General features: G+C 61.3%; 24 protein-coding genes and 1 tRNA gene. 13 read left to right on the top strand and 12 right to left on the bottom strand.

The genetic code is table 11. The features are described 5' to 3' along the window. The first annotated feature begins 19 nt into the window (after positions 1-19). The 5 genes from CO667_RS35325 (at position 20) to CO667_RS09120 (ending at position 3,847) form a co-directional block, all read left to right on the top strand. Positions 20-196 (top strand): hypothetical protein, encoded by a 177-nt coding sequence (locus CO667_RS35325; RefSeq protein ID WP_097618055.1) that lies wholly within the window; start codon positions 20-22, stop codon positions 194-196. Positions 197-201: 5 nt separating this feature from the next. Next, positions 202-1,155 (top strand): site-specific tyrosine recombinase XerD, encoded by a 954-nt coding sequence (gene xerD / locus CO667_RS09135; RefSeq protein ID WP_097618054.1) that lies wholly within the window; start codon positions 202-204, stop codon positions 1,153-1,155. 63 nt (positions 1,156-1,218) lie between these two features. Beyond that, a complete protein-coding gene (locus CO667_RS09130) occupies positions 1,219-2,172 on the top strand; it encodes an acetyl-CoA carboxylase carboxyltransferase subunit alpha (RefSeq protein ID WP_097618053.1) in 954 nt (317 codons plus the stop codon). A gap of 197 nt (positions 2,173-2,369) precedes the next feature. Next, on the top strand, positions 2,370-3,617 hold the full coding sequence (locus CO667_RS09125; protein WP_097618052.1) for a murein L,D-transpeptidase family protein: 1,248 nt from the start codon (positions 2,370-2,372) through the stop codon (positions 3,615-3,617). A gap of 5 nt (positions 3,618-3,622) precedes the next feature. After that, positions 3,623-3,847 carry a sulfurtransferase TusA family protein gene (locus CO667_RS09120; RefSeq protein ID WP_097618051.1) on the top strand — a complete coding sequence of 75 codons (225 nt, stop codon included), beginning with the start codon at positions 3,623-3,625 and terminating at the stop codon, positions 3,845-3,847. 860 nt (positions 3,848-4,707) lie between these two features. On the opposite strand, the gene CO667_RS09110 is transcribed toward CO667_RS09120, so the two are convergent. Together CO667_RS09110 and CO667_RS09105 are read right to left on the bottom strand one after the other, a co-directional pair. After that, positions 4,708-5,901 carry a GTP-binding protein gene (locus CO667_RS09110; protein WP_097618050.1) on the bottom strand — a complete coding sequence of 398 codons (1,194 nt, stop codon included), beginning with the start codon at positions 5,899-5,901 and terminating at the stop codon, positions 4,708-4,710. 19 nt (positions 5,902-5,920) lie between these two features. After that, a complete protein-coding gene (locus tag CO667_RS09105; RefSeq protein WP_097618049.1) occupies positions 5,921-7,054 on the bottom strand; it encodes a D-alanyl-D-alanine carboxypeptidase family protein in 1,134 nt (377 codons plus the stop codon). A gap of 170 nt (positions 7,055-7,224) precedes the next feature. On the opposite strand from CO667_RS09105, the gene CO667_RS09100 reads away from it, so the two are divergent. The 3 genes from CO667_RS09100 (at position 7,225) to CO667_RS09085 (ending at position 9,572) form a co-directional block, all read left to right on the top strand. Next, the gene (locus tag CO667_RS09100) at positions 7,225-8,388 is read left to right on the top strand and encodes a M20 aminoacylase family protein (RefSeq protein WP_097618048.1); all 1,164 of its coding nucleotides are present in this window, start codon (positions 7,225-7,227) and stop codon (positions 8,386-8,388) included. Positions 8,389-8,441: 53 nt separating this feature from the next. Further along, positions 8,442-8,518, top strand: a tRNA-Arg gene (locus tag CO667_RS09095). Positions 8,519-9,308: 790 nt separating this feature from the next. Further along, positions 9,309-9,572, top strand: coding sequence for a DUF982 domain-containing protein (locus tag CO667_RS09085; protein WP_097618046.1), 264 nt, complete (start codon positions 9,309-9,311; stop codon positions 9,570-9,572). A gap of 127 nt (positions 9,573-9,699) precedes the next feature. Here the strand turns inward: CO667_RS09085 and CO667_RS09080 are convergent, their stop codons facing one another. Next, positions 9,700-10,218, bottom strand: a complete 519-nt coding sequence (locus CO667_RS09080; RefSeq protein ID WP_097618045.1) for a DUF2937 family protein — start codon at positions 10,216-10,218, stop codon at positions 9,700-9,702. A 160-nt stretch (positions 10,219-10,378) separates the two neighbouring features. On the opposite strand from CO667_RS09080, the gene CO667_RS09075 reads away from it, so the two are divergent. After that, on the top strand, positions 10,379-10,639 hold the full coding sequence (locus tag CO667_RS09075; protein WP_097618044.1) for a hypothetical protein: 261 nt from the start codon (positions 10,379-10,381) through the stop codon (positions 10,637-10,639). Positions 10,640-10,754: 115 nt separating this feature from the next. Then, positions 10,755-10,907: a hypothetical protein gene (locus CO667_RS35320; RefSeq protein ID WP_179874099.1), complete on the top strand. Its 153-nt coding sequence runs from the start codon at positions 10,755-10,757 to the stop codon at positions 10,905-10,907. A gap of 75 nt (positions 10,908-10,982) precedes the next feature. On the opposite strand, the gene CO667_RS09070 is transcribed toward CO667_RS35320, so the two are convergent. Both CO667_RS09070 and CO667_RS09065 read right to left on the bottom strand, forming a co-directional pair. Beyond that, positions 10,983-11,273 carry a BON domain-containing protein gene (locus CO667_RS09070; protein ID WP_097618043.1) on the bottom strand — a complete coding sequence of 97 codons (291 nt, stop codon included), beginning with the start codon at positions 11,271-11,273 and terminating at the stop codon, positions 10,983-10,985. 58 nt (positions 11,274-11,331) lie between these two features. Further along, positions 11,332-11,982, bottom strand: coding sequence for a hypothetical protein (locus tag CO667_RS09065; RefSeq protein ID WP_097618109.1), 651 nt, complete (start codon positions 11,980-11,982; stop codon positions 11,332-11,334). A 397-nt stretch (positions 11,983-12,379) separates the two neighbouring features. Here CO667_RS09065 and dxr point away from each other — a divergent pair, with 397 nt between their 5' ends. Next, positions 12,380-13,570 carry a 1-deoxy-D-xylulose-5-phosphate reductoisomerase gene (dxr, locus tag CO667_RS09060; protein WP_097618042.1) on the top strand — a complete coding sequence of 397 codons (1,191 nt, stop codon included), beginning with the start codon at positions 12,380-12,382 and terminating at the stop codon, positions 13,568-13,570. 9 nt (positions 13,571-13,579) lie between these two features. On the opposite strand, the gene ugpC is transcribed toward dxr, so the two are convergent. From ugpC to hemA, 7 genes are all read right to left on the bottom strand, one after another. After that, on the bottom strand, positions 13,580-14,665 hold the full coding sequence (gene ugpC / locus CO667_RS09055) for a sn-glycerol-3-phosphate ABC transporter ATP-binding protein UgpC (protein ID WP_097618041.1): 1,086 nt from the start codon (positions 14,663-14,665) through the stop codon (positions 13,580-13,582). A gap of 11 nt (positions 14,666-14,676) precedes the next feature. Then, positions 14,677-16,599 carry a glycoside hydrolase family 127 protein gene (locus tag CO667_RS09050; protein WP_097618040.1) on the bottom strand — a complete coding sequence of 641 codons (1,923 nt, stop codon included), beginning with the start codon at positions 16,597-16,599 and terminating at the stop codon, positions 14,677-14,679. 19 nt (positions 16,600-16,618) lie between these two features. Further along, positions 16,619-17,482, bottom strand: a complete 864-nt coding sequence (locus CO667_RS09045) for a carbohydrate ABC transporter permease (RefSeq protein WP_097618039.1) — start codon at positions 17,480-17,482, stop codon at positions 16,619-16,621. Beyond that, the gene (locus CO667_RS09040; RefSeq protein ID WP_097618038.1) at positions 17,479-18,396 is read right to left on the bottom strand and encodes a sugar ABC transporter permease; all 918 of its coding nucleotides are present in this window, start codon (positions 18,394-18,396) and stop codon (positions 17,479-17,481) included. The genes CO667_RS09045 and CO667_RS09040 overlap by 4 nt, the downstream gene beginning before the upstream one ends. Positions 18,397-18,469: 73 nt before the next feature. Continuing rightward, the gene (locus tag CO667_RS09035) at positions 18,470-19,708 is read right to left on the bottom strand and encodes a sugar ABC transporter substrate-binding protein (protein ID WP_097618037.1); all 1,239 of its coding nucleotides are present in this window, start codon (positions 19,706-19,708) and stop codon (positions 18,470-18,472) included. Positions 19,709-19,756: 48 nt separating this feature from the next. Next, complete coding sequence (locus tag CO667_RS09030) at positions 19,757-20,740, bottom strand: LacI family DNA-binding transcriptional regulator (protein WP_097618036.1); 984 nt, start codon at positions 20,738-20,740, stop codon at positions 19,757-19,759. 339 nt (positions 20,741-21,079) lie between these two features. Beyond that, positions 21,080-22,294 (bottom strand): 5-aminolevulinate synthase, encoded by a 1,215-nt coding sequence (hemA, locus tag CO667_RS09025; protein ID WP_097618108.1) that lies wholly within the window; start codon positions 22,292-22,294, stop codon positions 21,080-21,082. A gap of 324 nt (positions 22,295-22,618) precedes the next feature. Between hemA and CO667_RS09020 the strand changes: the two genes are divergently transcribed. After that, on the top strand, positions 22,619-22,876 hold the full coding sequence (locus CO667_RS09020) for a YMGG-like glycine zipper-containing protein (RefSeq protein WP_003582726.1): 258 nt from the start codon (positions 22,619-22,621) through the stop codon (positions 22,874-22,876). 168 nt (positions 22,877-23,044) lie between these two features. Next, positions 23,045-24,973, top strand: a complete 1,929-nt coding sequence (locus CO667_RS09015; RefSeq protein ID WP_179874098.1) for an autotransporter assembly complex family protein — start codon at positions 23,045-23,047, stop codon at positions 24,971-24,973. The last annotated feature ends 6 nt before the right edge of the window (positions 24,974-24,979 follow it).

The raw sequence follows: 24,979 nt of genomic DNA, 5'->3' as shown, positions 1-24,979 counted from the left end.
AGCATGAAGGAGTTGCCGGATGCCGACCCTGTTCCGTTTTCTGTTCTTCTGCGCGATCCTCGCCGGGACGGTCTACGGAGCCATGTGGGCGCTGGTGACCTTCGTCGAGCCGCAGCAGCGCGACGTGACGATCCGCATTCCGTCCGAGCGGGTCAATCCGCCTGCGACGGGCACGATCGACCCGGCCAGGAAGTGAGCGGCATGAGAGATCTCGGTCACGTCCATGTGGAATCCTTCCTGGAGATGATGAGTGCCGAGCGCGGTGCGGCCGCCAACACGCTGCAATCCTATGAGCGCGACCTCGACGATGTCAGCTCCTTCCTGAAGGAGCGCAGCATACGGCTGACCGAAGCCGCCTCCGCCGATCTGGCCGCCTATCTCGCCTCGCTCGCCCGAAAGGGCTTCAAACCCTCTTCCCAGGCGCGCCGGCTTGCCGCCATGCGGCAGTTCTACAAGTTCCTCTACGCCGAGGGCCTGAGGACCGACGACCCCACCGGCATTCTCGACGCGCCGAAGAAGGGCCGCCCGCTGCCGAAGACGATGGGCGTCGAGGAAGTCGGCCGTTTGCTTGCACAGGCGGAGGCCGAGGCGGAGGATGCGGCTCCGGGCCAGCTGCAGCGCCTGCGCATGCTGGCGCTGCTGGAGCTGCTCTATGCCACCGGCATGCGTGTCAGCGAGCTGGTTTCGCTTCCCGCCCGCGTCCTCGATCAGGAAGGCCGCTTCCTGATGATCCGCGGCAAAGGCAACAAGGAGCGGCTGGTGCCGCTGTCGCAATCGGCAATATCAGCGCTCAAATCCTACGGACGCCTGCTGGCGGCGGAAAATGCCGCAGTTAAGGAGCCGCAGGAAAGCCCATGGCTGTTTCCCGCCGCCTCGAAGGAGGGCTACCTGCCGCGCCAGGTATTCGCCCGCGATCTGAAGAACCTGGCGATCCGAGCCGGCCTGACGCCGTCGATGATCTCGCCGCACGTCATGCGCCACGCCTTTGCCAGCCATCTGCTTGCCAACGGCGCCGATCTGCGTGTCGTCCAGGAACTGCTCGGCCATTCGGACATTTCGACCACGCAGATCTACACGCATGTCCTGGAAGAGAGGCTGCAGCAACTCGTCCAGACGCATCACCCCCTTGCCAAACAGGCGAAAAAGCACGAATAGGACCGGCGACAAGGGGCGGAGCCAGGAAAACGCCCCGTGGCACAAGGAACGGAAACGCACCTCATGCACAATTATCTCGACTTCGAAAAGCCGATCTCCGACCTCGAAGGCAAGATCATCGAGCTGAAGAAGCTCGCCACGGAAGACGAGAGCATCGACACCACCGATGAGATCGGCAGGCTGGAGGTTCGCGTCCGTGAGGCGATCGTCGAAATCTATTCCAAGCTCAATCCCTGGCAGAAGACTCAGGTCGCCCGCCATCCGCAGCGCCCGCATTTCGTCGACTACGCCAAGACGCTGTTCCAGGAATTCACGCCGCTCGCCGGCGACCGCAAATTTTCCGAGGATGCGGCGATCCAGGCGGGCCTTGCCCGCTTTCGCGGCCAGCCGGTCGCCGTCATTGGCCAGGAAAAGGGCAACGACACCAAGAGCCGCATCAAGCACAATTTTGGCAGCCCCCGTCCGGAAGGCTACCGCAAGGCGATCCGCATCCTTGAAATGGCCGATCGTTTCGGCCTGCCGGTGATTTCGCTGGTGGATACGGCAGGCGCCTATCCCGGCGTCGGCGCCGAAGAGCGCGGCCAGGCCGAGGCGATCGCCCGCTCGACGGAAATGTGTCTCGGCGTCAAGGTTCCGCTCGTTTCCGTCGTCATCGGCGAAGGCGGCTCGGGCGGCGCCATCGCCATCGCCACCGGCAACAAGGTCTATATGCTCGAGCATTCGATCTATAGCGTCATCTCGCCGGAAGGGGCCGCCTCCATCCTCTGGCGCGATTCCACCCGCGCCCGCGAGGCGGCAACCAACATGAAGATCACCGCCGAAGATCTGAAATCGCTCGGCGTCATCGACGGCATCATTTCCGAGCCGCTCGGCGGCGCGCATCGCGATCCGGACAGCGTCATCGCCGCGACCGGCGACATGATTGCCAATGCGCTCGGCGAAATGGCCTCTCGTTCCGGCGAGCAGCTGCGCAACGAGCGGCGTCAGAAATTCCTCAATATCGGCCGCAACCTCTAAGACAAGTTGCGGACTTTCATCGATTGGGGCCAAATCTTGGCCACATTGATGTTATCTGTAACATTCGCGCTTGCGGGGATGTTCGGGGCAAGTCATAGGCTGGTAAGGTTTTATAAAGTATAAGCCGCCTATGATTCCTTCCAGCGCCCGAACTCCATAGGCGGACCGGGTCGCACTATCTTTATGGGCTAGTTTGGATGCGCATACGTCATTTTGCCTATGTTTCCCTCATGGCGCTGGCTCTCACCGGCTGCAATGACGCGTTGGAAACCGCGCAGGTCGATCTTTCCAAGGTCAAGAACAAGGTCGAACAGCCGCTTCCCGCCCATATCCTCACCGCCATGGCCGCCAAGGGCATGGACCGCAATTCGCCGATCATGATCCGCATCTTCAAGGAAGAAGGTGCCATGGAGATCTGGAAGGCGAAGACCGACAACCGCTTCGACAAGATCGCCGATTACAAGATCTGCGCCTGGTCCGGCCGTCTCGGTCCGAAGGTCAAGACCGGCGACCGGCAGGCGCCGGAAGGTTTCTACGACCTGACACGCGCCAACCTGAACCCCAATTCCAAATATTATCTGGCGATCAACACCGGCTTCCCGAACCGCTACGACGCGGCCAATGGCCGTACCGGCTCCGATCTGATGATCCATGGCGCCTGCTCGTCCTCCGGCTGCTATTCGATGACCGACCAGCAGGTGCTGGAGATCTATGCCTTCGCTCGCGACGCTTTCAAGGGCGGTCAGGCGACGGTGCAGCTGCAGGCCTTTCCCTTCCGCATGACGGCGGAAAACATGGTCAAGCATCGCCTCGACTCGAGTTACGACTTCTGGAAGATGCTGAAGGTCGGCTACGACAATTTCGAAGTGACGAAACGCCCGCCCGAGGTGAACGTCTGCGAGAAGAAATACGTCTTCAACCAGCAGGCAACCGATGGCGGCGCCTTCAATGCCGCCGGCAAATGCCCTGCGATGTCGACCCCGCCGGCGCTGACGGCAGCCCTTGCCTCCTACGGCAAGACCTATGATGCCGACTATGCCAAGGCGATGAGCAAATTCGACGGCATGGCCTGGTACGACCCGTCCGAAGCCGAGCGCAAGGCGGTGGTCGCCAAGACCCGCAAGGGCCGCGAACTCGCCTATGCCCCGACCGGCACCTCGCTGGAAGCCGGCCGCATGGTGAAGGTTGCCGAACTCGAAGACCTGATGGCCAAGCGCACCGCGCAGGGCCTCGCCGCCAAGACCGCGCCTGGCGCCACGCCGGCAGCACCTGCCGGGCCGCAGGCAATCTCTGCCCAACCGCAGGCAACCGCCATCGCTGCCGCCACCCCAGCGGTCGTGCCGGTGCCGATGCCGAATCCGCTGGCCTATACGGCGCCCGAACCGCAGGAAACGGCGGAAGCCGCGGCAAAGAAGCCGTTCTGGAAATTCTGGGCGCGGAACTGAACGGCTTGCCACCCGTTCTCTACGATCTCAGCGGCCTGAAATGCCCACTCCCGGTGATCAAGACGCGCAAGAAGCTTGCCGCCATGGCAAGCGGTGCCCTCATTCGCGTCGACACCACCGATCCGATGGCTGTGATCGACATGCCGCATTTCTGCAATGAGGACGGCCACGAACTGGTCGAGGCCGAAAAGACCGAAAACGGCCACCGCTTCCTGATCCGCAAGCGCTAACTGGCACGGCTTCCTTGGCCCGACACCACCGTAGCACCGGGAAAGTTTTTTCCGCGCAATCCCCAATGGAGCTGCGGCCCGAAATGAGGTTGCCTTTTATTTATATGACTGCACCAGCTGCTCACCGGCGTGGATCTTGAAGGAGAAATAACGATGAACGCCGCCGCCTCATCCTGCGGATATAACCCCGAGTAAAGTGATCGTCCTCTAGGTACCAGCAATTGGCCCTAGGGCGTATCTGGGCAGCCACTTGAATTTCCTTCTTTCAGGGTCACAACCGCATAGGGTTTAAACTCGGAAAAACGTACAGACCATCTTTCATCGTGGTCCTGATAACCTGCCTTCGAAACGCACCAGGTCCATCGGTATTCCACCGTTCCGTGCATCATAAGCGGATATCTGGTATGCCACTCCTTCACCTCAGGAAATGAGGCCCTCCCATCGGTGTCCGTCGACACGATGGTTACCGCGTGCGCGGTACTGGGGATCGCGCGCATATTGAGTCTCACCTGCGCCCCTTGGATAGGCGTGCCCGTCTCCGATCTCACTGTTAGTGATGCCTGTGGTTGGACGGTCTCATGGAGTGGCAAGCCGCATCCCGCCAGCATCAAAACCGCTCCCGACGCGATGCCGCGCGCCATCGTATTGACCAAAGTTACTGTCACGCCCAAACCGCCTGCCCTTGAATATACGGACGCATCTTACGGCGGCTATGGGTGGGCGCCAGACGAATGCCGCTGATTGTAGCTTACCACCCGAATTTTCAATTATTTGCAATTCTATGTCAAACTTACCTTCCTTAAAGAACGGTTCGACCATCAGTTCGCACCTCGGGGCGCTGTAAAAAACTCCCAAACTAGCTAAATTTTCATGCCCGGAATAGCGAGCGGATTGTCGGAGAGTGCGGCACGATCGGGCCTGTCGATGCGCGGCTTGCCGAGAAAGGCGTCGAACAGATCCTTCACGAAGGCTTCCGGCAGATCGCGGGTGATCAGCACCATGCGCGTGCGCCGGTCTTGCGGATCCGGCCAGGCGGGAAGCCGCACCGGCGGATGGAAGATGCTCTGGACGCCGTGCAGCACCAGCGGCCGTTCCGGCCGGTCGGAGACGGAAACGATCGCCTTCATTCTCAAAAGCTTTTCGCCATGGGCCGAACGCAGGAGGTCGATGAACATGTCGAGCGCCATCGGGTCGATCGGCTTCTCCTCGATGATCGAGAAAGAGCGGATCGAGGCATCGTGACGGTTGACGTCGTGCGCGTCCTGGTGCGCATGACCGTGATGATGGTGGTGACCATGGTGATCCCCATCATGACCATGAGCATGATTGCCGTCACGATCATCGTCGTGACTGTGATGATGATGCGCCTCGTGCGCGTCCTCGTCATGCAGCCAGCGGCCGACATCGGCGATCTTCGTCGCCGGATCGTAGAGCCCGTTCACCAGCACCATGGCGCTGCCGGCATCGGTGCTGTCGGCATCCATCATCGCGGCGCGCGGATTGAGCGCCCGCAGCCGCTTTTCCAAAGCATCGGTTCCATCCGCCCCGCCGGCCATCGACTTTTTCGAGACGATCAGCCGGTCGGCGACCGCCGCCTGCTTGCGCGCTTCCTCGTGATTGTCGAGCGTCTGCAGCCCGTTTACCGCATCGACGACCGTAACGACGCCGTCGAGCTCGAAATTCGTGGCAATGATGGGATTGCCCATGATCGCCTGCATGACCGGGGCAGGGTCGGCAAGGCCTGTTGTTTCGATGACGACGCGTTTCACCGGCTTGACGCGGCCGGTCTGCACCGCGTCCATCAGGTTCGCCAGCGTATCGACAAGTTCGCCGCGCACGGTGCAGCACAGGCACCCGTCGGATAGTTCGATGATCGAATCGCCGGAACTTTCGACCAGCAGATGATCGATGCCGACATCGCCGAATTCGTTGATAATGACGGCCGCATCCTTCATCACAGGGTCTTTGAGGATGCGGTTGAGGAGCGTCGATTTGCCGGCGCCGAGAAAGCCGGTCAGGATGGTGACCGGAATCCTGTCGTTGAGCGCGCTCATCTCATTTTACCTTAGCAGTTTAGAATGATGTCGGGCGCGGCATCGGCACCGGCACGTTGGCGAGCGCTCCAGCCGCATCGCCAGTCGCCACCTTTTCCGGCTGCTGAGCCGGCTGCGGATCCTGCCCGGGAATGAGGCCGGCAAAAACGAAGCGCGGATCGTGGTCCATTTCCAGGATATAGGGCGACTGCACCCGCATGCGGCCGACCTCGTCTCGCGTTTCGCTGCGTATTTTTGCGCCCTTGGCGCTGCAGATATCGGCGGTGATGTCGGTAACCTGGTCCTGTCCCGGCCCGTAGGGCTTAAGCGACCCTAGCGTGTCGTTGCCGGGAAACTGGCTGGTGAAGCCCTTCTGCAACAGGTTCGCCGTCGCATCGGCGCGCGCCGCCAGACTGTCGGTGCCGAGCACGACGGAGACCAGCGTGCGGCCGCTGCGTGTCGCCGAACCGATCTGGTTGAAGCCGGAGGCGCAGATGAAGCCGGTCTTCATGCCGTCGGCGCCGGCGAAGCGGCCGATCAGCATGTTGAGGCTCGGCACGTTCTGCTGGCCGGTGGTGAACCCTTCCAGCGCGAAATAGCTGGCATATTGCGGAAAATCGCGGCGCAGCGCCACCGTCAGCACCGCAAGATCGCGCGCCGTCGTATACTGCCCCTTGCCCGGCAGGCCGTTCGGATTGACGAAATGCGAATCCGTCATGCCGAGCTTCAGCGCCTCGCCGTTCATCCGCGTCACGAAGCCTTCCTGCGTGCCGCCGATGGCTTCGGCGACCGCGACGGCAATGTCGTTGGCCGACTTCACCATCAGGATCTTCAGCGCGCTGTCGAGCGTCAGCTTCTGGCCCGGCTTGAAATACATCTTGGCCGCCGGCTGCGCGGCGGCGCGCTTGCTCATGACGATGGGTGTATCGAGGCTGATCTGACCGGCGCGGATCGCATCGAACACGGTATAGACGGTCATCAGCTTGGTCAGCGAGGCCGGATACCACTTGCGGAAGGCTTCCTCGTGCTCGAGCACGCGGCCGGTCTGCACGTCGACGAGAATATGCGGATTGGCCTGAGCGAGCGGAATAGAGGCAAGAAAACCGGCAGTCGCGGCGACCACGACACGAAACGGCCGCAAAACGGCAAACAAACGGAAGTGGCTCGTCGACACGGTTCGTCCTTCGGATATTAGGAAAATCTCGAAACCTTCCCCTATCTAGCCTATATGGCTATGACATGGCAAAGGTCATTGACGAAGTAATTTGCACAGCCTCACATCCCAGCTTCACACCGTTGTGATGCGATGAAAGATTGTCGGGATTTCATAATAGGAACGCGAATATGCCGATTTTGAACAGAGCCGCGGAATTGCAGGACGAAGTCGCCGAATGGCGCCGCCACATCCATGCCCGGCCCGAACTCCTCTTCGCGGTGGAAAACACGGCCGCCTTCGTCGCTGAAAAGCTGAAGGAATTCGGCGTCGACGAGATCGTCACCGGCATCGGCCGCACCGGCGTCGTCGGCCTGATCAAGGGCAAGGGCGAAGGCCGCCGCACCGTCGGCCTGCGCGCCGACATGGACGCCTTGCCGCTGACGGAAATCACCGGCAAGTCCTGGGCTTCGAAGACACCGGGCAAGATGCATGCCTGCGGCCATGACGGCCATACCGCCATGCTGCTCGGCGCTGCGAAATATCTCTCCGAGACCCGCAACTTCAACGGCAATGTCGCCGTCATCTTCCAGCCCGCCGAAGAAGGCGGCGGCGGCGGCAACCTGATGGTCAAGGACGGCATGATGGAGCGCTTCGACATCGAAGAGGTCTACGGCATGCACAACCTGCCGGGCCTGCCCGTGGGACAGTTCGCCATCCGCAAGGGCGCGATCATGGCGGCAACCGACGAGTTCACCGTCACCATCAAGGGCCGCGGCGGCCATGCCGCCCAGCCGCACCGGACGATCGACCCAATCGCCATCGGCGCCCAGATCGTCGCCAACCTGCAGATGATCGCCTCGCGCACCGCCGATCCGATCAGCTCGGTCGTCGTTTCGGTGACCAAGTTCAATGCCGGTTTCGCCCATAACGTCATTCCGAACGATGCGACTTTCGCCGGCACCGTCCGCACTCTCGACGCCGAGGTGCGCACGCTCGCCGAGACACGCTTCCGGCAGATCGTCGAGGGCCTGGTCGCAGCCCATGGGGCCGAGGCCGAGATCAGCTTCCATCGCAACTATCCCGTCACCGTCAACCACCCCGATGAGACCGAGCATGCTGTGGCCACCGCCAGCGCCATCGCCGGCGAGGCCAACGTCAACGCCGAGATCGAGCCGATGATGGGCGGCGAGGATTTCTCCTACATGCTGAACGCCCGCCCCGGCGCCTTTATCTTCATCGGCAACGGCGACAGCGCCGGCCTCCACAACCCGGCCTACGACTTCAACGACGACGCCATCGCCCACGGCATTTCCTACTGGGTCCGTCTCGCCGAACAGCGCCTCGGCGCCTAGCAACAATTAAGGCTTGGCTTCGCGCCAAGCCTTTTGTATGCATGGCATTCAGTGGTCCCGTAGCTCAGCAGGATAGAGCACCAGATTCCTAATCTGGGGGTCACGCGTTCGAATCGCGTCGGGATCACCAATATCCAACAATCTACATCGAAATGTTGCCGCCGCAGTTGGCAATCGTGTTGCAGGCTGCTTCCGTTGATTTCAAGCGAGTAAGTACCCGGGCCGTTTCGACGCAAGCTTTGGATCAACATATAAATGGGGGAATTGCTGCGGGTCGTGGCGAAAGGTCCGACAATGTGTAATGATCTACATCGGAGTATTGGCCCACTCGACAAACGCGGGATGAACTAACAACCGTGGCTTATTCGGGACAGCTTAATTGACAGAAGATCGAATCGCGCTGTGGGTAGTGTTCGGCCTGGTGGGCGGCCTTTGCGCAAACAATTGGTATTGGTACCTCAGGTCGTGGATCTTCTACGTTAGAAATGGCTTCGATTTCAGCATGGATTTTGGGCCCAGTCTGTACCGGTCCGAGGCCCAAGATGATGATCGCTATTTAGCTAAGCCGAGAGAGAAGTTCCTGATTATGTGGCCTGTTTTGGTAGTTGGTAGTTCTTTTCTTTCGTTAACGATTGTATTGGCTCTGATCGGTATTCTCAAGCCTTGTGTCGGTTGCGGACCGTAGCGGTTGACGGACTATTCCAACTCGTAAGTGACGCGTTGTCCTGCTCCTCTCTCAGCCCTTTATATCAGGCGCGGCGCAACTTCCCGTCATGCGTCCAGGCCCGATACTCGATCTCGGCGTGTTCCGATCTTTGGCGATGATACCCTCGAGCTCGTGCGCGCATGCGACCCGCGTCGTGCGGTGGCACGCCCCTTGCAGCGTTAACAATATGCCATCCCATCGGGAGTATTGTGTAATGGAATGGGACACTTCGATCGAATTCGATCCCGTCATTCTTCTCTTTGAGGACCCCGACAGATTTTTTTCCGTCAGGACAGCCGTGGGGGCCGCCAACGCGCTCATGAACGAGTTCCCGTGCGACGACGGAAAGGAGTTCCTTGCTGCTATTGAAATCTGTCTGGACGTCGTGAAGGGTAACGCTAAACCTGAGCAGCTGAGGGCGGCGATCATTCGCGCCGCGGATGAAGCTGGCGTAACGGCCATCGCCGTTCTTCATTGAGCTAGCAGAGCATCTTGCAGCGGCCGCTTGCTTCAAGTCGTCTGCTTCCCCTCATCCTGCGGGAGGAATGGAATGACCGACCTCGTCTTCAAGATGGGCAGCAGGACGCCTGACCTCCCGTATTGGCTCACCGCACCTGACGATCGGCTCGTCGTCCGCGCCCAACGCGTCGTGCCCCCAACCCCAGCAGCGCCGTCACGACCCACCCACCGGCAAAACCAATTACGCCCCCGACAAGACCGGCGAAACTGACAGGAACACCGGGCACGAAATCACGCCAGGTATTGGCGAAAACGACGTCGTCCGGTTCTCCCAACAGCACGAAGGGCTTGGCGACGGGGGCGGCGGTGCCGAGTTTCAGTTGCTGCGACAGCAGCGTTTCGTAGCGGGTGATCGTGCTCTGCATCGAGACGCCGCGGTCGCGCAGGAAATCGTCGGAGGATTGTGCATAGGCGGTCAGCGCCTGCTGGCGATCGAGATGATGGTCGGCCGCTTGCCGGTTGAAATCCTCGACGATGACCCGCAATTCGTCGACCGCTCCACCGATCCGCTGGCGGTATTGCTGGGCAAATTCCGGCGCCTGCGAAAAAACCGTGCCGCCGGCAAGCCCGGCGACGATGGCGATGATCCTTGCAATCGGTCCCATGAGCGGTGTCTCCGTCCTTCCCCAGCGCTAACGATCCGTGGCCGCAAAGGTTTCTTCGTCGACACAATCGGTAACTCTATGTGATTGAACCGACAGCGCTTCCGGCGAGTTGACCCAGGACCAACTCAGAACAGGACCAACTCAGAAAGAGAGGCTCGTCATGAAACAGTTCATCCTCGCCTGTACGCTCGCTGCGGCGTCCGTCTTTTCCGCAATGCCGTCAGAGGCGGCAAGTGTCACCATCACCACGGATAATGCACGCCCCTATTACGGCGATTCGGAACGCCCCTATTACCGCCACCGTCCGTATAACCGCCACTATGGGATGTCGCATCGCGTGTCGCGCGATTGCTTCACCAAAACGGAGAAGATCCGCCGCCATGGCCATACGATCGTCAAGGAAACCCGGATCTGCCGATGAGGCAAACCTATGTAGGATAAGCCCGGCTGATCCGATCGGCCGGGCTTCCACCTGATCTTGCCATGAGGAACTTCGCAAGTTTAGCCGCGTTTATCGCGAAACAGGAGTATTCATCATGCGTATCAAGCTGACTCTTTTGGCAATCACCTATATCGCCGTCAGCGCCGTGCTGCTCGCCATCGCCTACCACCCGCAGGGGTCGGGCGCCATGCAGAAGACGGATCGTCTGGCCGGCTCGTCCTTCCTCGTCGAACGCTTCGCTGGTTGATCAACGGGACGTCGCCTCATAGGCGACGACATCGATATATTCGTGATCGGCAGCCCCGGAGCGGCCGCAGTGTGATCAATGCGTGCCGTCGAGCGACGATCCGCCGAGCAGGATGCGGTTCCGCACAGAATGCACACCCTCGACGGCCTTGGCGACCGCGGTCGCCCGTTCGATCTCGCCGACCGTGCCGACGGTGCCGGTCAGAACGACCTGATCTTCTTCCATCGTCACCTCGACATCCGCCGCATCAATGCCGCCGGCGATTGCCAGCGCATTGGCGACAGCCGACTCGAGCAACGCGTGGTTGGCGATTTCCGTTTCTATTTCAGGTTCGAGCCCGTGAAATGTCTGTTCCTTGAAAACCATGATCCGTTTCTCCGTGAATCTGCCGAGGAAACGCCGATCGGTGCAGTTTGGTTCAACGCTACCACTGCAGGCGATAGCGGAGATTGACGCTGCCGGCCTCATCCGGTGAAAACGGATTGTTCACCGAGGCATCGAGGTTGAGGTTCGGCAGGATGTCCTGGTTGACCCCCACCGTCGTCGAGAAGTCGCCGCCGGCATTGCTGACGCCTGTGCCAGCCGAAAGCGAGGTTCCCGTCCAGGGATAGATCAGTTTCAGCGCCTGCGACGCCGTCACCGAGGTCTGCCTGGTATCGACCGCGTCAAATTGGACACTGATCGACCGGCTCGATTGCATGTCGAGCGTATCGGACAGGATCCAGCTGCGGGAGCGGCTGAGGGTCAGCGCACCGCTGCCGCGCAGCGTATCGACACTGACTTTCGCGCCCCGCTGTGATTGGCCGGCCGGCGTGACACTCGTCCTGACGATCCGGCCCCAGAGCATGGCCTGTCCGGAATCGGGCAGCAAGGCTCCGCCTTTGGTCGAGGCGAGCCCGATATCGGCGCCGGCGCTGGTTTCCCATTCCGCTGGCAGGCGAAAACCCATCGTCGCCTTGTAGGACCCGTCGGAAAGTTTTGCCGGCGACCAGATCAGCAGATCATCCGCCCTCGCAGCAGCAGCGAGCGACGGCAGGATCGACAAAAGAATGCATGCTATTTTGAATATCGTCATGACATAAGAACGTGTTTTGACCTGATACAGGCTGCAACACTCGACATCGAAGCGGCAGCGCACATAAAGCGCTCGTAGCGAACGCGGTGGGATCACGGCCAAGCCCGCGATAGAGATCACGGCCAAGCCGCTCATCCCGGTTTCAATCCTCGATTTAATGTTTGCCGGAAGGCCGGCGGCACCGAGTGCCTGGGCGCCGCAGCACCCCGAATTGCCCATGCGGCCATGACCGACCGCCAGCGAAACTCGATTCCTCGAGCAATGGTATAAGGGTCACATCCCCCGGCTGTTCTGTAAACCCCTCAGCGCTAGAAATCTGCTGCACCGCACACTTGCCGCCCCTTGCAAAGCCTAGTAGAGCCTGAACCTACGAGAGAAATTTTTCGCGAAATTGCATATGATGACCGGCAAAACCGCGCCGCGGCGCCTCAGCATCTTCGGCTCGACCGGCTCGATCGGCCGGAACACGCTCAATGTCGTCGATCATCTGGGTGGGCGGGAGAACTTCGAAATCTCCGTGCTGACCGGCAACGGCAACGTCGAATTGCTGGCCCGGCAGGCGAAATCCTCCGGCGCGCGGCTGGCGGTGACGGCAAATGACCGGCATTACGAATCACTGAAGAGCGAACTTTCCGGCAGCGGCATCGCGGTTGCCTCGGGAAAATCCGGTCTGATGGAAGCGGCCGAGCGCGAAGCCGACTGGGTAATGGCGGCAATCGTGGGCACCGCGGGCCTGGCGCCGACACTCGCGGCGGCGCGCCGCGGCGCCGATATCGCCCTTGCCAACAAGGAATGCCTGGTCTCGGCCGGCGATCTCTTCATCGCAGCCGTCCGCCAAGGCGGCGGCAGGCTGCTCCCCGTCGATAGCGAGCACAATGCGATCTTCCAGGTGCTGGAAGAAAACCAGCGCCACGCCATCGAGCGCGTCATCCTGACGGCATCGGGCGGCCCCTTCCGCACCGCGTCGCTCAAAGAGATGGCGGATGTGACGGTGGAAACCGCGCGCGCTCACCCGAATTGGTCAATGGGATTGAAGATCTCGATCGACAGCGCCTCGATGTTCAACAAGGCGCTGGAGATGATCGAAGCCCGCAATCTGTTCGGCCTGACGCCCGAACAGATCGAGGTCATCATCCATCCGCAATCGATCATCCATTCGATGGTCGGCTATAGCGACGGGTCGGTGCTGGCCCAGCTCGGCGCGCCCGATATGCGCACGGCGATCGGTTATGCCCTGTCCTTTCCGCGCCGGCCGAACCTGCCGATCGAGCGGCTGGATTTCGCCAAGCTCGCCAGGCTGGATTTCGAAGCGCCGGACGAAGTGCGCTTTCCGGCGTTGCGGCTGGCGCGCCTGGCGATGACGCGCGGCGGCGTTCAGGGCGCGGTGCTGAACGGCGCCAAGGAAGTGGCGCTCGAAGCCTTCATCGAAGGGCGGCTGCCCTTCCTCGCCATGGCCGAGATCACCGAAAGGGTCATGGACGATCTGGCCGGCCTGCCGCCGGCCGCCGATATGGACGATGTCTTTACCGCCGACAGGCAGGCCCGGCAAAGGGCTGGTGATCTCATGAAACTGGCTATCGCCGGCTGAAGGCTGCGCTTATCGCAGCCGGTTGCCACTCTCATCGAACAATCGGCAATCGGATGGTTCAAACAGCAGGCTGACCTCTTCGCCCGCCGTGATGCCGATCGGTGACCGATGCTCGACGGTGAGCGACTGGCCATCGGCAAGCTGGCAATAAAGATACTGCGTTCCCCCGAGATACTCCGAAAAATCGACCCTGGCCGTCAGGCTGCCCGGTGGCTCGGATGCCACCGCCAGATGTTCAGGCCGCAGACCGAGCGTCACCGCGGCGCCCACCGGCCTGTCTGCCGACGGCAGGCCGCTGTCGATGCGCCGGCCGGCGACCTCCACCAGAGCGCCCTCACCCCAGCGGGCATTCAAAAGGTTCATCCTCGGCGAGCCGATGAAACCCGCCACAAAGGTATTGGCGGGATCCTCGTAGATCTGCCGCGGCGTTCCCGCCTGTTCGACGCGGCCGTCGCGCAGCACGACGATCTTGTCGGCGAGCGTCATCGCCTCCGTCTGGTCGTGGGTGACATAGATCATCGTGTTGCCGAGCTCGCGGTGAAGGCGGGCGATCTCGATGCGCATCGACACGCGCAGTTCCGCATCGAGATTGGACAGCGGTTCGTCGAACAGGAAGACATCGGGCTTGCGCACGATCGCCCGGCCGATCGCCACACGCTGCCGCTGGCCGCCGGAAAGCTGTCCCGGCCGCCGGTCGAGAAGATGGTCGATCTTCAGGATGGCGGACGCAGCCTTCACCCGCGTCTCAATTTCGGCGGCATTGGTGCGCGCCATCTTCAGCCCGAAGGCCAGGTTGTCGCGCACGCTCATATGCGGATAGAGCGCGTAGGACTGGAAGACCATGGCGATGCCGCGCTCGGACGGATCGAGATCGGTGACAACACGTCCCTTGATCTCGACCTCGCCGTCGGTGACGTCTTCCAGGCCGGCGATCATGCGAAGAAGCGTCGATTTTCCGCAGCCGGACGGGCCGACGAAGACGACGAATTCACCTTCCTCGATCGTCAGGTCGATGCCGTGGACCACCTGCAGATTGCCATAGCTTTTTCGCACGTCCTGGAGCACGACGCTCTTGTTAGCCATACCGTTCGTCATCCCCAAACGACCTACTTGTCCGACTGGACCCAGACGAGCATCTCTCCGGGTCCGCGGTTATCCCAGAGATGATAGGGTACGAAACGCGCGGTGGCGACCTGCCGTTCGGCCGGCGCCTTGCGGTAGAGCGGCGTTCCCCAATTCGACGTCTCCTCGCGCTCGACCTTGAGATCGAGGGCGACGGCATCGTTGAGATCTTTCAGCACGACGGTTTCGGCGGCCGGCAGCTCGCGCGGCAGGACGATGGCGTTGAGATCGTCGCCATTGTCGGTCGTCTCGACGCAATAGACGAGCGGGCCACGCATCAAGGCCACTCGGCCGGCATCCTGGCGCACTTTCGGATTGGCATATTGCGGGCGGAGCGCCAGCGGCAGATGGAGAGCGACACGATCGCCACTGGCCCATTCGCGGTCGATCCTGGCATATCCGTCGCGGATAGCGGCATCGAGATCGAGCATCTCGCCATTGACGCTGAGGGTAGCCCCCTCCGCCCAGTCCGGAATGCGCAGCGACAGCGCGAATGTCGCCGGCTTCTCCAGCCTGGTGGTAAAGGCGACCGCACCATCCCAGGGATAATTGGTCACCTGCTCGAGTTCCACCGCAGCACCATTGGCAAGCTTCAGCCGCGCGGTGCTCTCGCCATAGAGATGCACGGCGATTTCGTCGTCGGCAACGGCATACATGTAGGAGCCGATCGACGTCACCAGCCGGGCGATATTGGGCGGGCAGCAGGGGCAATGATGCCATTTCCAGCGGTGGTGCCTGCCGGCACTTTCGAGCGGATTGTCGTAGAAGAAGGTCTTGCCGTCGGTGGAAAGACCGGGCAGCGCACCGTTATAAAGCGCCTGCTCCATGATATCGGCGTAGCGCCGGTCCGGACCGCGGCCGAGCATGCGGCTTGCCCAGAACACGAGGCCGACCGAGGCACAGGTCTCGGCATAGGCAGTGGCGTTCGGCAGATCGTAATAGTCGGTGAAGCCTTCATTGGAGGCCGCCGGGCCGATGCCGCCGGTGATGTACATCTGCTTGGTGGTCAGATCGTCCCAGAGGGTTTCCAGCGCCGCCGTCAGGCTGTCGTCCTTGTATTCTGTGGCGATGTCGGCCATGCCGGAATAGAGGTACATGGCGCGCACGGCGTGGCCGACGACCTTTGTCTGCGCGCGCACCGGCTGGTGCGCCTGGCCATATTCATAGGTCTTCTGATGGAAGTCGGCAGCGCTCCGGCCGTCGCGAGCGGCCTCGGCCGTGAAGAAGTGCGGCTCGGTGCCGCGTTCGTCGATGAAGTATTTCGACAGGTCGAGATATTTCGTCTCGCCGGTCACGCGGGCAAGCTTGACCAGCGCCAGTTCGACTTCCTCATGGCCGCAATAGCCCGATATCTGGCCCTCGCCGTGGCCGAAGATCTTGATCATGTAATCGGCAAAGCGGCACATGATGTCGAGCAGCTTGCGCTTGCCGGTCGCCTGGTAATAGGCGACCGCCGCTTCCATCAGATGGCCGGCGCAATAGAGTTCGTGATGGTCGCGCAGATTGGTCCAGCGGCGGGCGGGCTCGACGCGCTGGAACCAGGCGTTCAGATAGCCGTCCTTGTCCTGCAGTCTCTCATACATGTCGATGATTTCGTCGGCGCGCGCCTCGAGCTTCGGGTTCGGCCGGCGATAGAGCGAATAGGCGATGGTCTCGATCGACTTGCCGAGGTCGGAATCCCAGAACATCTGCGTCGTGCCGCCCCAGGGCTGAATGGGAATGACGACGCCGGGGCTCGGCTGGTTGACGTCGATCGCCTTCAGCATGCCGGCCTCGACGCAGCGGTCGAGCAGGGTTTCGGCGGTGGAATTGCAGACGGCGTCCTGCCATTTGCCCCAGAAGCCGCCGAGTTCGACATCCGGAACGGCGACGGGACGAAACTGACGGTCGTTGGTTGATTTGGTCATGGGCTCTACCTTTTTGGGATCATTTCACCGCGCCGGCCATCAGCCCGCGCATGTAGTAGCGTTGCAGGAGCAGGAAGACGATCAGGCAGGGGATCGTCATGACGACGACACCGGCCTGCACGGCTCCCCAGTTGATGGCGCCGAGCCGCCCGGCGCGAACCGCCGTCATCAGCACCGGCAAAGTGTATTTCTCATTGCTGGAGAGCAGCACGAGGGCGGCCAGAAACTCGTTCCAGGCATTGAGGAAGGCAAAGATCGCTACCGTCGCCACACCGGGAAGCACCAGCGGCAGCAGAACGCGGACCAGCAGCCTGAGGTCACGCGCGCCGTCGATGCGCGCGGCTTCTTCGATCTCCTTCGGCACCGCATCGAAGGCGTTGCGCATCATGAAGACCGAGAAAGGCAGCTGCAGCGTCACATAGACGAGCGTCAGCCCGAGCAGCGAGTTGTTGAGGCCGAGCTTTGCCAGGATGATGAAGAGCGGCGTCAGGATCGACTGGAACGGGATCATCAGCGTCGCGATGATCAGCACGAAGAGCGGATTCTTCATCGGGAAGCGATACCTCGAGAAGCCGTAGCCGGCGAGCAGGCTGACAGCGACGGTCAGCACCACGGTGGCGATCGAAACAAACAGCGAATTGATCATGTGCCGCCAGATGCCGGCGCCGAACGTATCGAGCAGCGCATAGGCATCGAAGCTGACGCCGGAGGTCGGCCATGGCGGCAGAGGCGGCAGGCTGGCCTCGGCGCCCGGCCGGAAGGAGGCGAGCAGCGTGATCACGAAGGGGGCGAGAAAGAAGATCGAGATGGCGATGCCGGTGAGATGATAGGCCGACTTCGTCCGGATCGCCTTGCGGGCGCGGCGTTCCCTCGAGGTGCTCATGGACGCTCCTCCCCGACGCGCAGCAGCCAGAGCTGCACGATGCTGATGGCCATCAGGATGGCGAGAAGCACGATCGAGAGTGCGGCGCCATAACCGAGATTGAACGACACGAAAGACTGGTTGAAGATGTAGTAGACCACCGAGATCATCTTGTTCTGCGGTCCGCCCGCCGTCATGATGTAGAACTGGTCGAAGGCGAGGATCGAACCGGTGACCGAGACGATCAGCGCCAGTGCGATCGTCTTGCGCATCAGCGGCAGCGTCAGATGCCGGAAACGCTGCCAGCGGCCGGCGCCGTCGATGCGGGCCGCCTCCGTCAGCTCGGATGGAATGGCCTGCAGCCCGGTCAGCAGAATGATCATGGTGAAGCCTGCGATCTTCCAGACGACCATCACCACGACGGTCAGGAAGGCGGTGTCGAAGGTCGCAAGCAGATTGGGGCTCTTTTCCAGAAGACCGAGCGCTTTCAAGGCCGGACCGATGAAGCCGCTATCGACATTGGCAAGCCAGACCCAGAGCAGCGAGGCGGTGGCAAGTCCGACGACGACGGGCAGGAAGATGATGGTGCGATAGGCGCTGACGAACTGCCGTTCCTTCTCGACGAAAATGGCCAGCGGAAAGGCGACGGCGAAGATCGCGATGGTGACGATCACGGTGTAATAGGCGGTGAAATTCAGCGCCGTCATGAAACGGGTGTCGTTGATCATGCGGTAATAATTGTTGAAGCCGATCCAGCGCGACGCGCCCATCAGCGGCCAGTTGTGCAGGCTCATCCATCCCGTGAAGACAACCGGCATGATGAAGAAGACGATGACCAGCGCCATAGCCGGCGCGATATAGGCAAGGCCGCGCCAGTTCGATCTGCGCCGTCGCCTGCGCCGAGGCAATAGGGTCTCTGAACCGGAACCGGTCATCAAACGCTCCGCATCTGTCCATTGAAATTGGCCGGGAAGCTGCCACCGCTCCCCGGCCGCGGCCGAGGGAGAGTTATTGGCCGCTATCGATGATCGATTGCATTTCCGACTGGGCGCTCGAAAACGCGCCGTCGACGTCGTCGCCGAAGATCGCGGCGTTGGTGAAGCTTGCCCAAGGCCCGTTGGCGCTGTTGATCAGATCGTTGAACTGCAGCGTATAGGGCGTCTTGGCGACGGCAATCGCCTTGAGGCCGACCTGCATGCGCGGATCGAGACCCTCCAGCACCTTGTCGGCGATATCACCGCGCGTCGGCAGGCTGCCGTATTTCGCCATGATCTTCTGACCGTCCATCGAATAGATATATTCGAGGAACTCCTTCACCGCGTCGATCTTCTTGGTGCCTTTGGTGACGACGAAGTTGTCACCGCCGGCAAAGGACGACGGCTTGCCGTCAACGCCGGGGATGAGGGTCACGCCGAAGTTGATGTCGGGATGCTGGGTCACCAGCGTGCCGATGGCAAAGGCGCCGAGGCTTTGCTGGCCAATCTTGCCATTGGTGAAGGTCAGGAAGTTCGCGCCATTGTCGCTGGCGGCACCCGCCGGCACCAGGTCCTTCTTGACCATATTGCGGTAGATGTCGACGGCCTTGCGCATCTGCGGCGTATCGAGCGTCGCCGTCTTGCTGTCGGCCGACAGGATGTCGGTGCCCGCACCCCAGACGAGCGGCGTGAAGGTGAAGATCATGCAGCCGCCGCAGCCGCCGCCGGAGAAATAGAAGCCGTAAGTATCGTCACCGAGCGCCCGGATCTTCTCCGCATTGGCGGTGATTTCGTCCCAATTCACAGGCGCCTTTTCCGGGTCGAGACCGGCCTTCTTGTAGAGATCCTTGTTCCAGGCGAACACCGATGTTTCCACAGAGAGCGGCAGGCCGTAAATCTTGTCCTGATAGGTGCCGAGGCGAACATGCGACGGTGACAGCGAGTTGAAATAGGGCAGCGACTTCGCCCAGTCCGTCAGGTCTTCGAGCTGGCCGGCCGCGGCAAAGGCGGGGTTGTAGATCAGGTCCATCGACAGCGCATCCGGTGCCTGCCCGCCGGCAATTGCCGTCGCATATTTCTGCACCAACTCGGAGAACGGCACCTCGGTCACCACGACCTTATTGTCGTGGCTGGAATTATAGGATTCGACCACCTTCTTGAACGAGTCGCCGATCCCCGTGCGAACCCACATTTCGACATTCTCGGCGGCTGACGCGGCCGAAAACAGGCACAAGGTAGCGATGCTGGTCGCCGCCAATAGACGCTTGATCATGACACTCCTCCCGATATGGCGCATCTCCCTGCGCCTTTGCTCATTCCCTTATTCACATTCCCCGGCAGCTTTGCTCCCGCATGACTGCCGGACGATCAGCCGGCACGGCAATTTCCTGACACCCGGCTCGACAGGCCGTCCTTCCGCAAGCGCCAGCACCGTCAATCCGGCCTGCCGCCCGAGCTCTTTCAGTTCCATATCCACCGTCGTCAGCGGCGGCCGCGTCTGGGCCGCGACAATCTCCCAATTGTCGAAGCCGATCACCGAGACGTCCTGCGGCACCTTGACGCCGCGCTCGCGCAGCGCATCCACCGCGCCGCGGGCGATCTGGTCATTGCCGCAGAAAAGCGCGTCGGGTTTTTCTCCCGGCCGCTTCCAAAGCTGTTCGACCGCCTCATGACCCCAGCTTTCCGACCAGACGCCGTAGAGCACCGGTTCGCAGTGACCTGCCACCTCATGATAGGCGCCGGCCCGTTCGCGCACAGAAAAGAACTCCTCCGGTCCGGTGAGATGGGCGATCCGCCGCCGCCCGGCCTTCACCAGCCATTCCACCGCCAACCGCGCGCCCTGTTCGTCGTCGGAACGGAAGGTAACGCTGTTCTGCGTCCCCTCCGTGAAGGCGTAGACGACGGGCACATGCAAATTCGACAGATCGACAGGCAGACGTCTGTCCAGCCGTTTTCCCGTCGCGATGATGCCGTCGACCTGCTTGTCCAGCATCGCATCGACATGGATCTGCGCGAGTGCCGGATCGTCTTCGATGGCGCAGAGGAAAACCGAAACCCCATGATCGACGAGAGCGTCCGAAATACCCGCCATGACAGGCAGCGTGAAACGGCCATAGGTGTCGTTGGTCAGCAGCCCGATGGTGAAGCTGCGCTTGCTGAGAAGACCTCTCGCCAGCGCATTCGGCCGATAGCCGATTTCGCCGGCAATCCGCTTCACCCGCTCGCGCGTTTCCGCCCCCATCCGGCCGGTGTCGTTGAGAGCCTTCGACGCCGTCGAGATGCTCACCCCGGCAGCCGACGCCACCTCATGAATGGTGATCCTGCCTCTTTTTCCTCCCGATATGTTCAGACCTTCCTCCTTCTGAAGTAGCCTGAGAAAAGCTTTTACCAACTTCGATGTCAAGTGAGAAAAGGTTTTCTCATGCAGTTGGAACGATGGGTGGAGGCGCGGACTGCAGCGAGGAAGGTAGAGAGAGAGACCGATCCGTGTCACGCCGAGACCGGCGCAGCTTCTCAAAACGGCAGCGCCGGATGCTCTTGTGCGGGCACAGGGGATTTGCGGTGGCGCGCGAAATCGAACGGCATCAGGGCCTCCAGTGGAGGCCCCCGACTTGCGGTTCAAACCCAAACGATCATGAAAGTATCAGGCGACGTGCCTTGCCAGCGCGCAGCGCGACCAGAGCGAATGCAGCGCCTCGACCAGATGGGCGATATCGGCGTCGGAATGCAGCGGCGTCGGCGTGATGCGCAGGCGCTCGGTCTTCTTCGGCACGGTGGGATAGTTGATCGGCTGGACATAGACGCCGCAATTGTCGAGCAGCAGGTCGGAGATCCACTTGCACTTGGCCGCATCGCCGACCAGCACCGGCACGATATGGCTCGGATTGGGCATATGCGGAATGCCGTTCTGGTCGAGCAGCGCTCTCAGCTTGCGCACCCGGTCCTGATGGCGGGCGCGCTCGAACTGGCTGACCTTCAGGTGCTGGATCGAGGCGACGGCGCCGGCGGCAAGGGCCGGCGGCAGCGCCGTGGTGAAGATGAAGCCGGAGGCAAACGACCGGATGAAATCGCAAAGGGCCGCCGATGCGGCGATATAGCCGCCCATCACCCCGAAGGCCTTGCCGAGCGTGCCCTCGATGACCGTCAGCCGGTCCATCAGTCCTTCGCGCTCGGCAATGCCGCCGCCGCGCGGGCCGTACATGCCGACGCCATGGACTTCGTCGAGATAGGTCATCGCGCCGTATTTGTCGGCGAGGTCGCAGATCTCCTTGATCGGGGCGATATCGCCGTCCATCGAATAGACGCTCTCGAAGGCGATCAGCTTCGGCGCCTTCGGATCGGCGGCTTTGAGCTTGGCTTCGAGATCGGCGATGTCGTTGTGCTTCCAGATCACCTTGTCGCACTTGGCATAACGGATGCCCTCGATCATCGAGGCATGGTTGAGCGCATCGGAGAAGATGACGAGGCCGGGGATTTTCGCGCCGAGCGTGCCGAGCGCCGCCCAGTTGGACACATAGCCCGAGGTGAAGATCAGCGCCGATTCCTTGCCGTGCAGATCGGCCAGCTCACGCTCGAGCATGACGTGATAGTGGTTGGTGCCAGAAATATTCCGGGTGCCTCCCGCACCCGCGCCACAGTGGTCGATGGCGTTCTTCATCGCCTCGATCACCTTCGGGTTCTGGCCCATGCCGAGATAGTCGTTGGAGCACCAGACCGTAACTTCCTTTTGGCCATCGGCCGTATGGCGCGTCGCGCGCGGAAAGTTGCCGCGGTGACGTTCGAGATCGGCAAAAACGCGGTAACGGCCCTCGGCATGAAGCCCGTCCAACTCGTTTTTGAAAAACGCTTCGAAATCCATCATATGCTCCAGTATCGCGCGGCCGTTCTTGCCGACCGGACGTCCGCGCGTCAATGCTTACCCTTTGCTTTACCATCAACTGCGGCAAAAGGACCAGTTTTTTGAATGATTCCAGATAAAAAATCTGCGCGCTGCAATCGATGAAATTGATGCGGCAGATCCGGCGCAATTGGCCAATCGCGTGAGGCACGGCGGCGGCCGGTATCGCAAAAAAATCTGCGCAGCAGTGGACAACCCTTTCTTCCGACATAGTTTTCGGACTAGCCTGACAAAAAATAATAGGGACGGCCTTTGCCCGCTGGGCAACAACCTCGGAGAGAAAAGATGAAGAAAGCTGTCATACTCGCATTGATCGGCCTGTCGATCGCAAGCTGTACGCCGACCCAGCAGGGCGCCGGCATCGGCGCTGCATCCGGCGCCGTCATCGGCGGCGCAGTCACCGGCAATGTTCGTGGCGCGGCGGTCGGCGCCGCTATCGGCGGCGTATCCGGCGCCTTGATCGGCAGCGTCGCCGAACAGCCCGGCCAGTGCTACTATCGCGACCGCTACGGTCGCCGCTACATCGACACTTGCCCGCGCTGAGCGCGCTCACAGATCCGCACATCAGGAAATCCCGGACACACATCCGGGATTTTTTGTGCTAAATTAGCGCGTTGGCAATTTAAAATGGTACACCCCGCGCGATTTTGCCGCTAAGCTGTTCACGGCTGGGCAACGAAGCTTCATTCTAGGCATAACCAAAAGCGGCGGATGCGGATCAGAGGGAAAAGCCCGAAAACAGGTATTGCGTATCGGCGAACAGGCACCATGATGGTGGTCGCGGCGGCAGCTGCGTTCTCACCGGTCCTGATCGGCGATGCTTACGCCTTCAAGCTTTTCGGCATCACCATTTTCGGCAAGGAAGAGGACGAAGGTCAACAGGTGCCCGATCCGGTGCGCTACCATGTCGACCTCAAAGCCGATACCGCCGATCCCGACCTCAAAGAAGCCCTGGAAAACAGTTCCCGTCTCCTCGGTGACCAGAAACTGCCGGTGTCCGGCGATCTCGGCATCGTCGTCAAGGCGCGCGACGACCGTGAGCGGCTGATCGCCACTCTGTATGAAAAGGCCCGTTATGGCGGCGTGGTGACGATCACCATCGACGGCAGGAATATCGACGACCTGCCGCCTAATCCGACATTCGACCGGTCCGGTCCGATCCCCGTCACCGTCAACATTGCTCCCGGCCCGGTTTTCAAGGTCAGGGAGGTCCAGTTCGGCGGCGATGCCGCAAACCACAATCCCGCCGATTATGATCTTGCCCCGGGCGCTCAGGCCGGCTCGCTTGCCATCATCAAGGCCGGCGACAAGATCGTCGAGCAGCTGAAGAGCGAGGGCCGGCCCTTTGCGAAGCTGACCGAACGCAAGGTCGTCGCCGATCACAACAGCGATACCGTCGATATCGTCCTTGCTGCCGAAGGTGGCCCGGTCGCCCCGATCGGCGATGTCGGCGTCACCGGGGAAAAGACCGTCAAGCCGGCTTTCATCCAGCGTTATTCCCGGCTGAACAAGGGCGAAGCCTATTCCCCGGAAGCGCTGAAGAAAGCCGGCGAGCGGCTTCGCGCGCTCGGCGTCTTTTCGAGCGTCACCATTCACGAAGGCGATGCGCTGGGGCCGGACGGCACGCTGCCGATGACGATCGAGGTTTCCGAAGGCAAGCGACGCTATTTCGGCGTCGGCGCGCAATATTCCACCACCGACGGCTTCGGCGTTCAGGGCTATTGGGGCCACCGCAACCTGTTTGGCGAAGCCGAAACGCTGCGGATCGAGGGATCGGTCTCGCGGCTTGGCGAAACCACCGATGTCGGCAGTCTCGACTATTCCGCCGGCATTCTTTTCACCAAGCCTGGCGCCTTCTTCCCCGCCGCCACGCTGAAGGCCGGCATCGTCGCCAAGACCGAAAATCCGGATGCCTATAATGCGACGCTCGTCACCGCCTCGCTCGGCCTTTCCTACGAACTGACCGACCGGGACACGGTCTCGGCAGCCGGCGAGCTCAGCTGGGAACGCGACGACGACGCCTTCGGCACCAATGATTATCTGACCGTCGCCTTGCCGATCCAATATGACCGCGACGCACGCGACGACAAGTTCAATCCGACGGAGGGCTACCGCGCAACGCTCTCGGCCAAGCCCGGTTACGAAATCTTCAATGCCACGCCCTATGCGGCATTCGAGGGCTCGATCTCCGGCTATCTGCCGTTTGGCCAGGAAGACGGCCTGGTGCTTGCCGGCAAGCTCGCCGCCGGCGTCCTGATCGGCGGCGATAGCATTGGGGATATTCCCGCCACACAGCGCTTCTTTGCCGGCGGCGGCGGCTCCGTGCGCGGATACAGCTACCAGGAAATCTCGCCCTATAACGACAATGGCGACCCCACCGGCGGCCGCTCCTACGTGACCGGTTCGCTGGAGGCCCGTATCAGGATCACCGATACGATCGGCGTCGTGCCCTTCATCGATGTCGGCACCGTCTCGGACAGCACCTTTCCGGGTTTTTCCGATATCCGCGCCGGCGCCGGTGCGGGAATACGATATGCGACGCCTTTCGGCCCGCTGCGGCTTGATTTTGCCATGCCGCTGAACAAGTACGAAGGTGGCACAGATTACGGAATCTACGCGGGCATCGGTCAATCCTTCTAGAATTGC

Source organism: Rhizobium sp. L43 (assembly GCF_002531725.1).
Taxonomy (GTDB): Bacteria; Pseudomonadota; Alphaproteobacteria; order Rhizobiales; family Rhizobiaceae; genus Rhizobium.
Note: the sequence above shows the minus strand (reverse complement) of the source record. Positions and strands in the feature narration are given on the sequence as shown.

Coding starts and splice junctions, on each gene's coding strand:
- CO667_RS35325 (WP_097618055.1), top strand. CDS start 20: ATGCCGACCCTGTTCCGTTTTCTGTTCTTCTGCGCGATCCTCGCCGGG.
- xerD (WP_097618054.1), top strand. CDS start 202: ATGAGAGATCTCGGTCACGTCCATGTGGAATCCTTCCTGGAGATGATG.
- CO667_RS09130 (WP_097618053.1), top strand. CDS start 1,219: ATGCACAATTATCTCGACTTCGAAAAGCCGATCTCCGACCTCGAAGGC.
- CO667_RS09125 (WP_097618052.1), top strand. CDS start 2,370: ATGCGCATACGTCATTTTGCCTATGTTTCCCTCATGGCGCTGGCTCTC.
- CO667_RS09110 (WP_097618050.1), bottom strand. CDS start 5,901: ATGAGCGCGCTCAACGACAGGATTCCGGTCACCATCCTGACCGGCTTT.
- CO667_RS09100 (WP_097618048.1), top strand. CDS start 7,225: ATGCCGATTTTGAACAGAGCCGCGGAATTGCAGGACGAAGTCGCCGAA.
- CO667_RS09085 (WP_097618046.1), top strand. CDS start 9,309: ATGGAATGGGACACTTCGATCGAATTCGATCCCGTCATTCTTCTCTTT.
- CO667_RS09080 (WP_097618045.1), bottom strand. CDS start 10,218: ATGGGACCGATTGCAAGGATCATCGCCATCGTCGCCGGGCTTGCCGGC.
- CO667_RS09075 (WP_097618044.1), top strand. CDS start 10,379: ATGAAACAGTTCATCCTCGCCTGTACGCTCGCTGCGGCGTCCGTCTTT.
- CO667_RS35320 (WP_179874099.1), top strand. CDS start 10,755: ATGCGTATCAAGCTGACTCTTTTGGCAATCACCTATATCGCCGTCAGC.
- CO667_RS09070 (WP_097618043.1), bottom strand. CDS start 11,273: ATGGTTTTCAAGGAACAGACATTTCACGGGCTCGAACCTGAAATAGAA.
- CO667_RS09065 (WP_097618109.1), bottom strand. CDS start 11,982: ATGACGATATTCAAAATAGCATGCATTCTTTTGTCGATCCTGCCGTCG.
- dxr (WP_097618042.1), top strand. CDS start 12,380: ATGATGACCGGCAAAACCGCGCCGCGGCGCCTCAGCATCTTCGGCTCG.
- ugpC (WP_097618041.1), bottom strand. CDS start 14,665: ATGACGAACGGTATGGCTAACAAGAGCGTCGTGCTCCAGGACGTGCGA.
- CO667_RS09050 (WP_097618040.1), bottom strand. CDS start 16,599: ATGACCAAATCAACCAACGACCGTCAGTTTCGTCCCGTCGCCGTTCCG.
- CO667_RS09045 (WP_097618039.1), bottom strand. CDS start 17,482: ATGAGCACCTCGAGGGAACGCCGCGCCCGCAAGGCGATCCGGACGAAG.
- CO667_RS09040 (WP_097618038.1), bottom strand. CDS start 18,396: ATGACCGGTTCCGGTTCAGAGACCCTATTGCCTCGGCGCAGGCGACGG.
- CO667_RS09035 (WP_097618037.1), bottom strand. CDS start 19,708: ATGATCAAGCGTCTATTGGCGGCGACCAGCATCGCTACCTTGTGCCTG.
- hemA (WP_097618108.1), bottom strand. CDS start 22,294: ATGGATTTCGAAGCGTTTTTCAAAAACGAGTTGGACGGGCTTCATGCC.
- CO667_RS09020 (WP_003582726.1), top strand. CDS start 22,619: ATGAAGAAAGCTGTCATACTCGCATTGATCGGCCTGTCGATCGCAAGC.
- CO667_RS09015 (WP_179874098.1), top strand. CDS start 23,045: ATGCGGATCAGAGGGAAAAGCCCGAAAACAGGTATTGCGTATCGGCGA.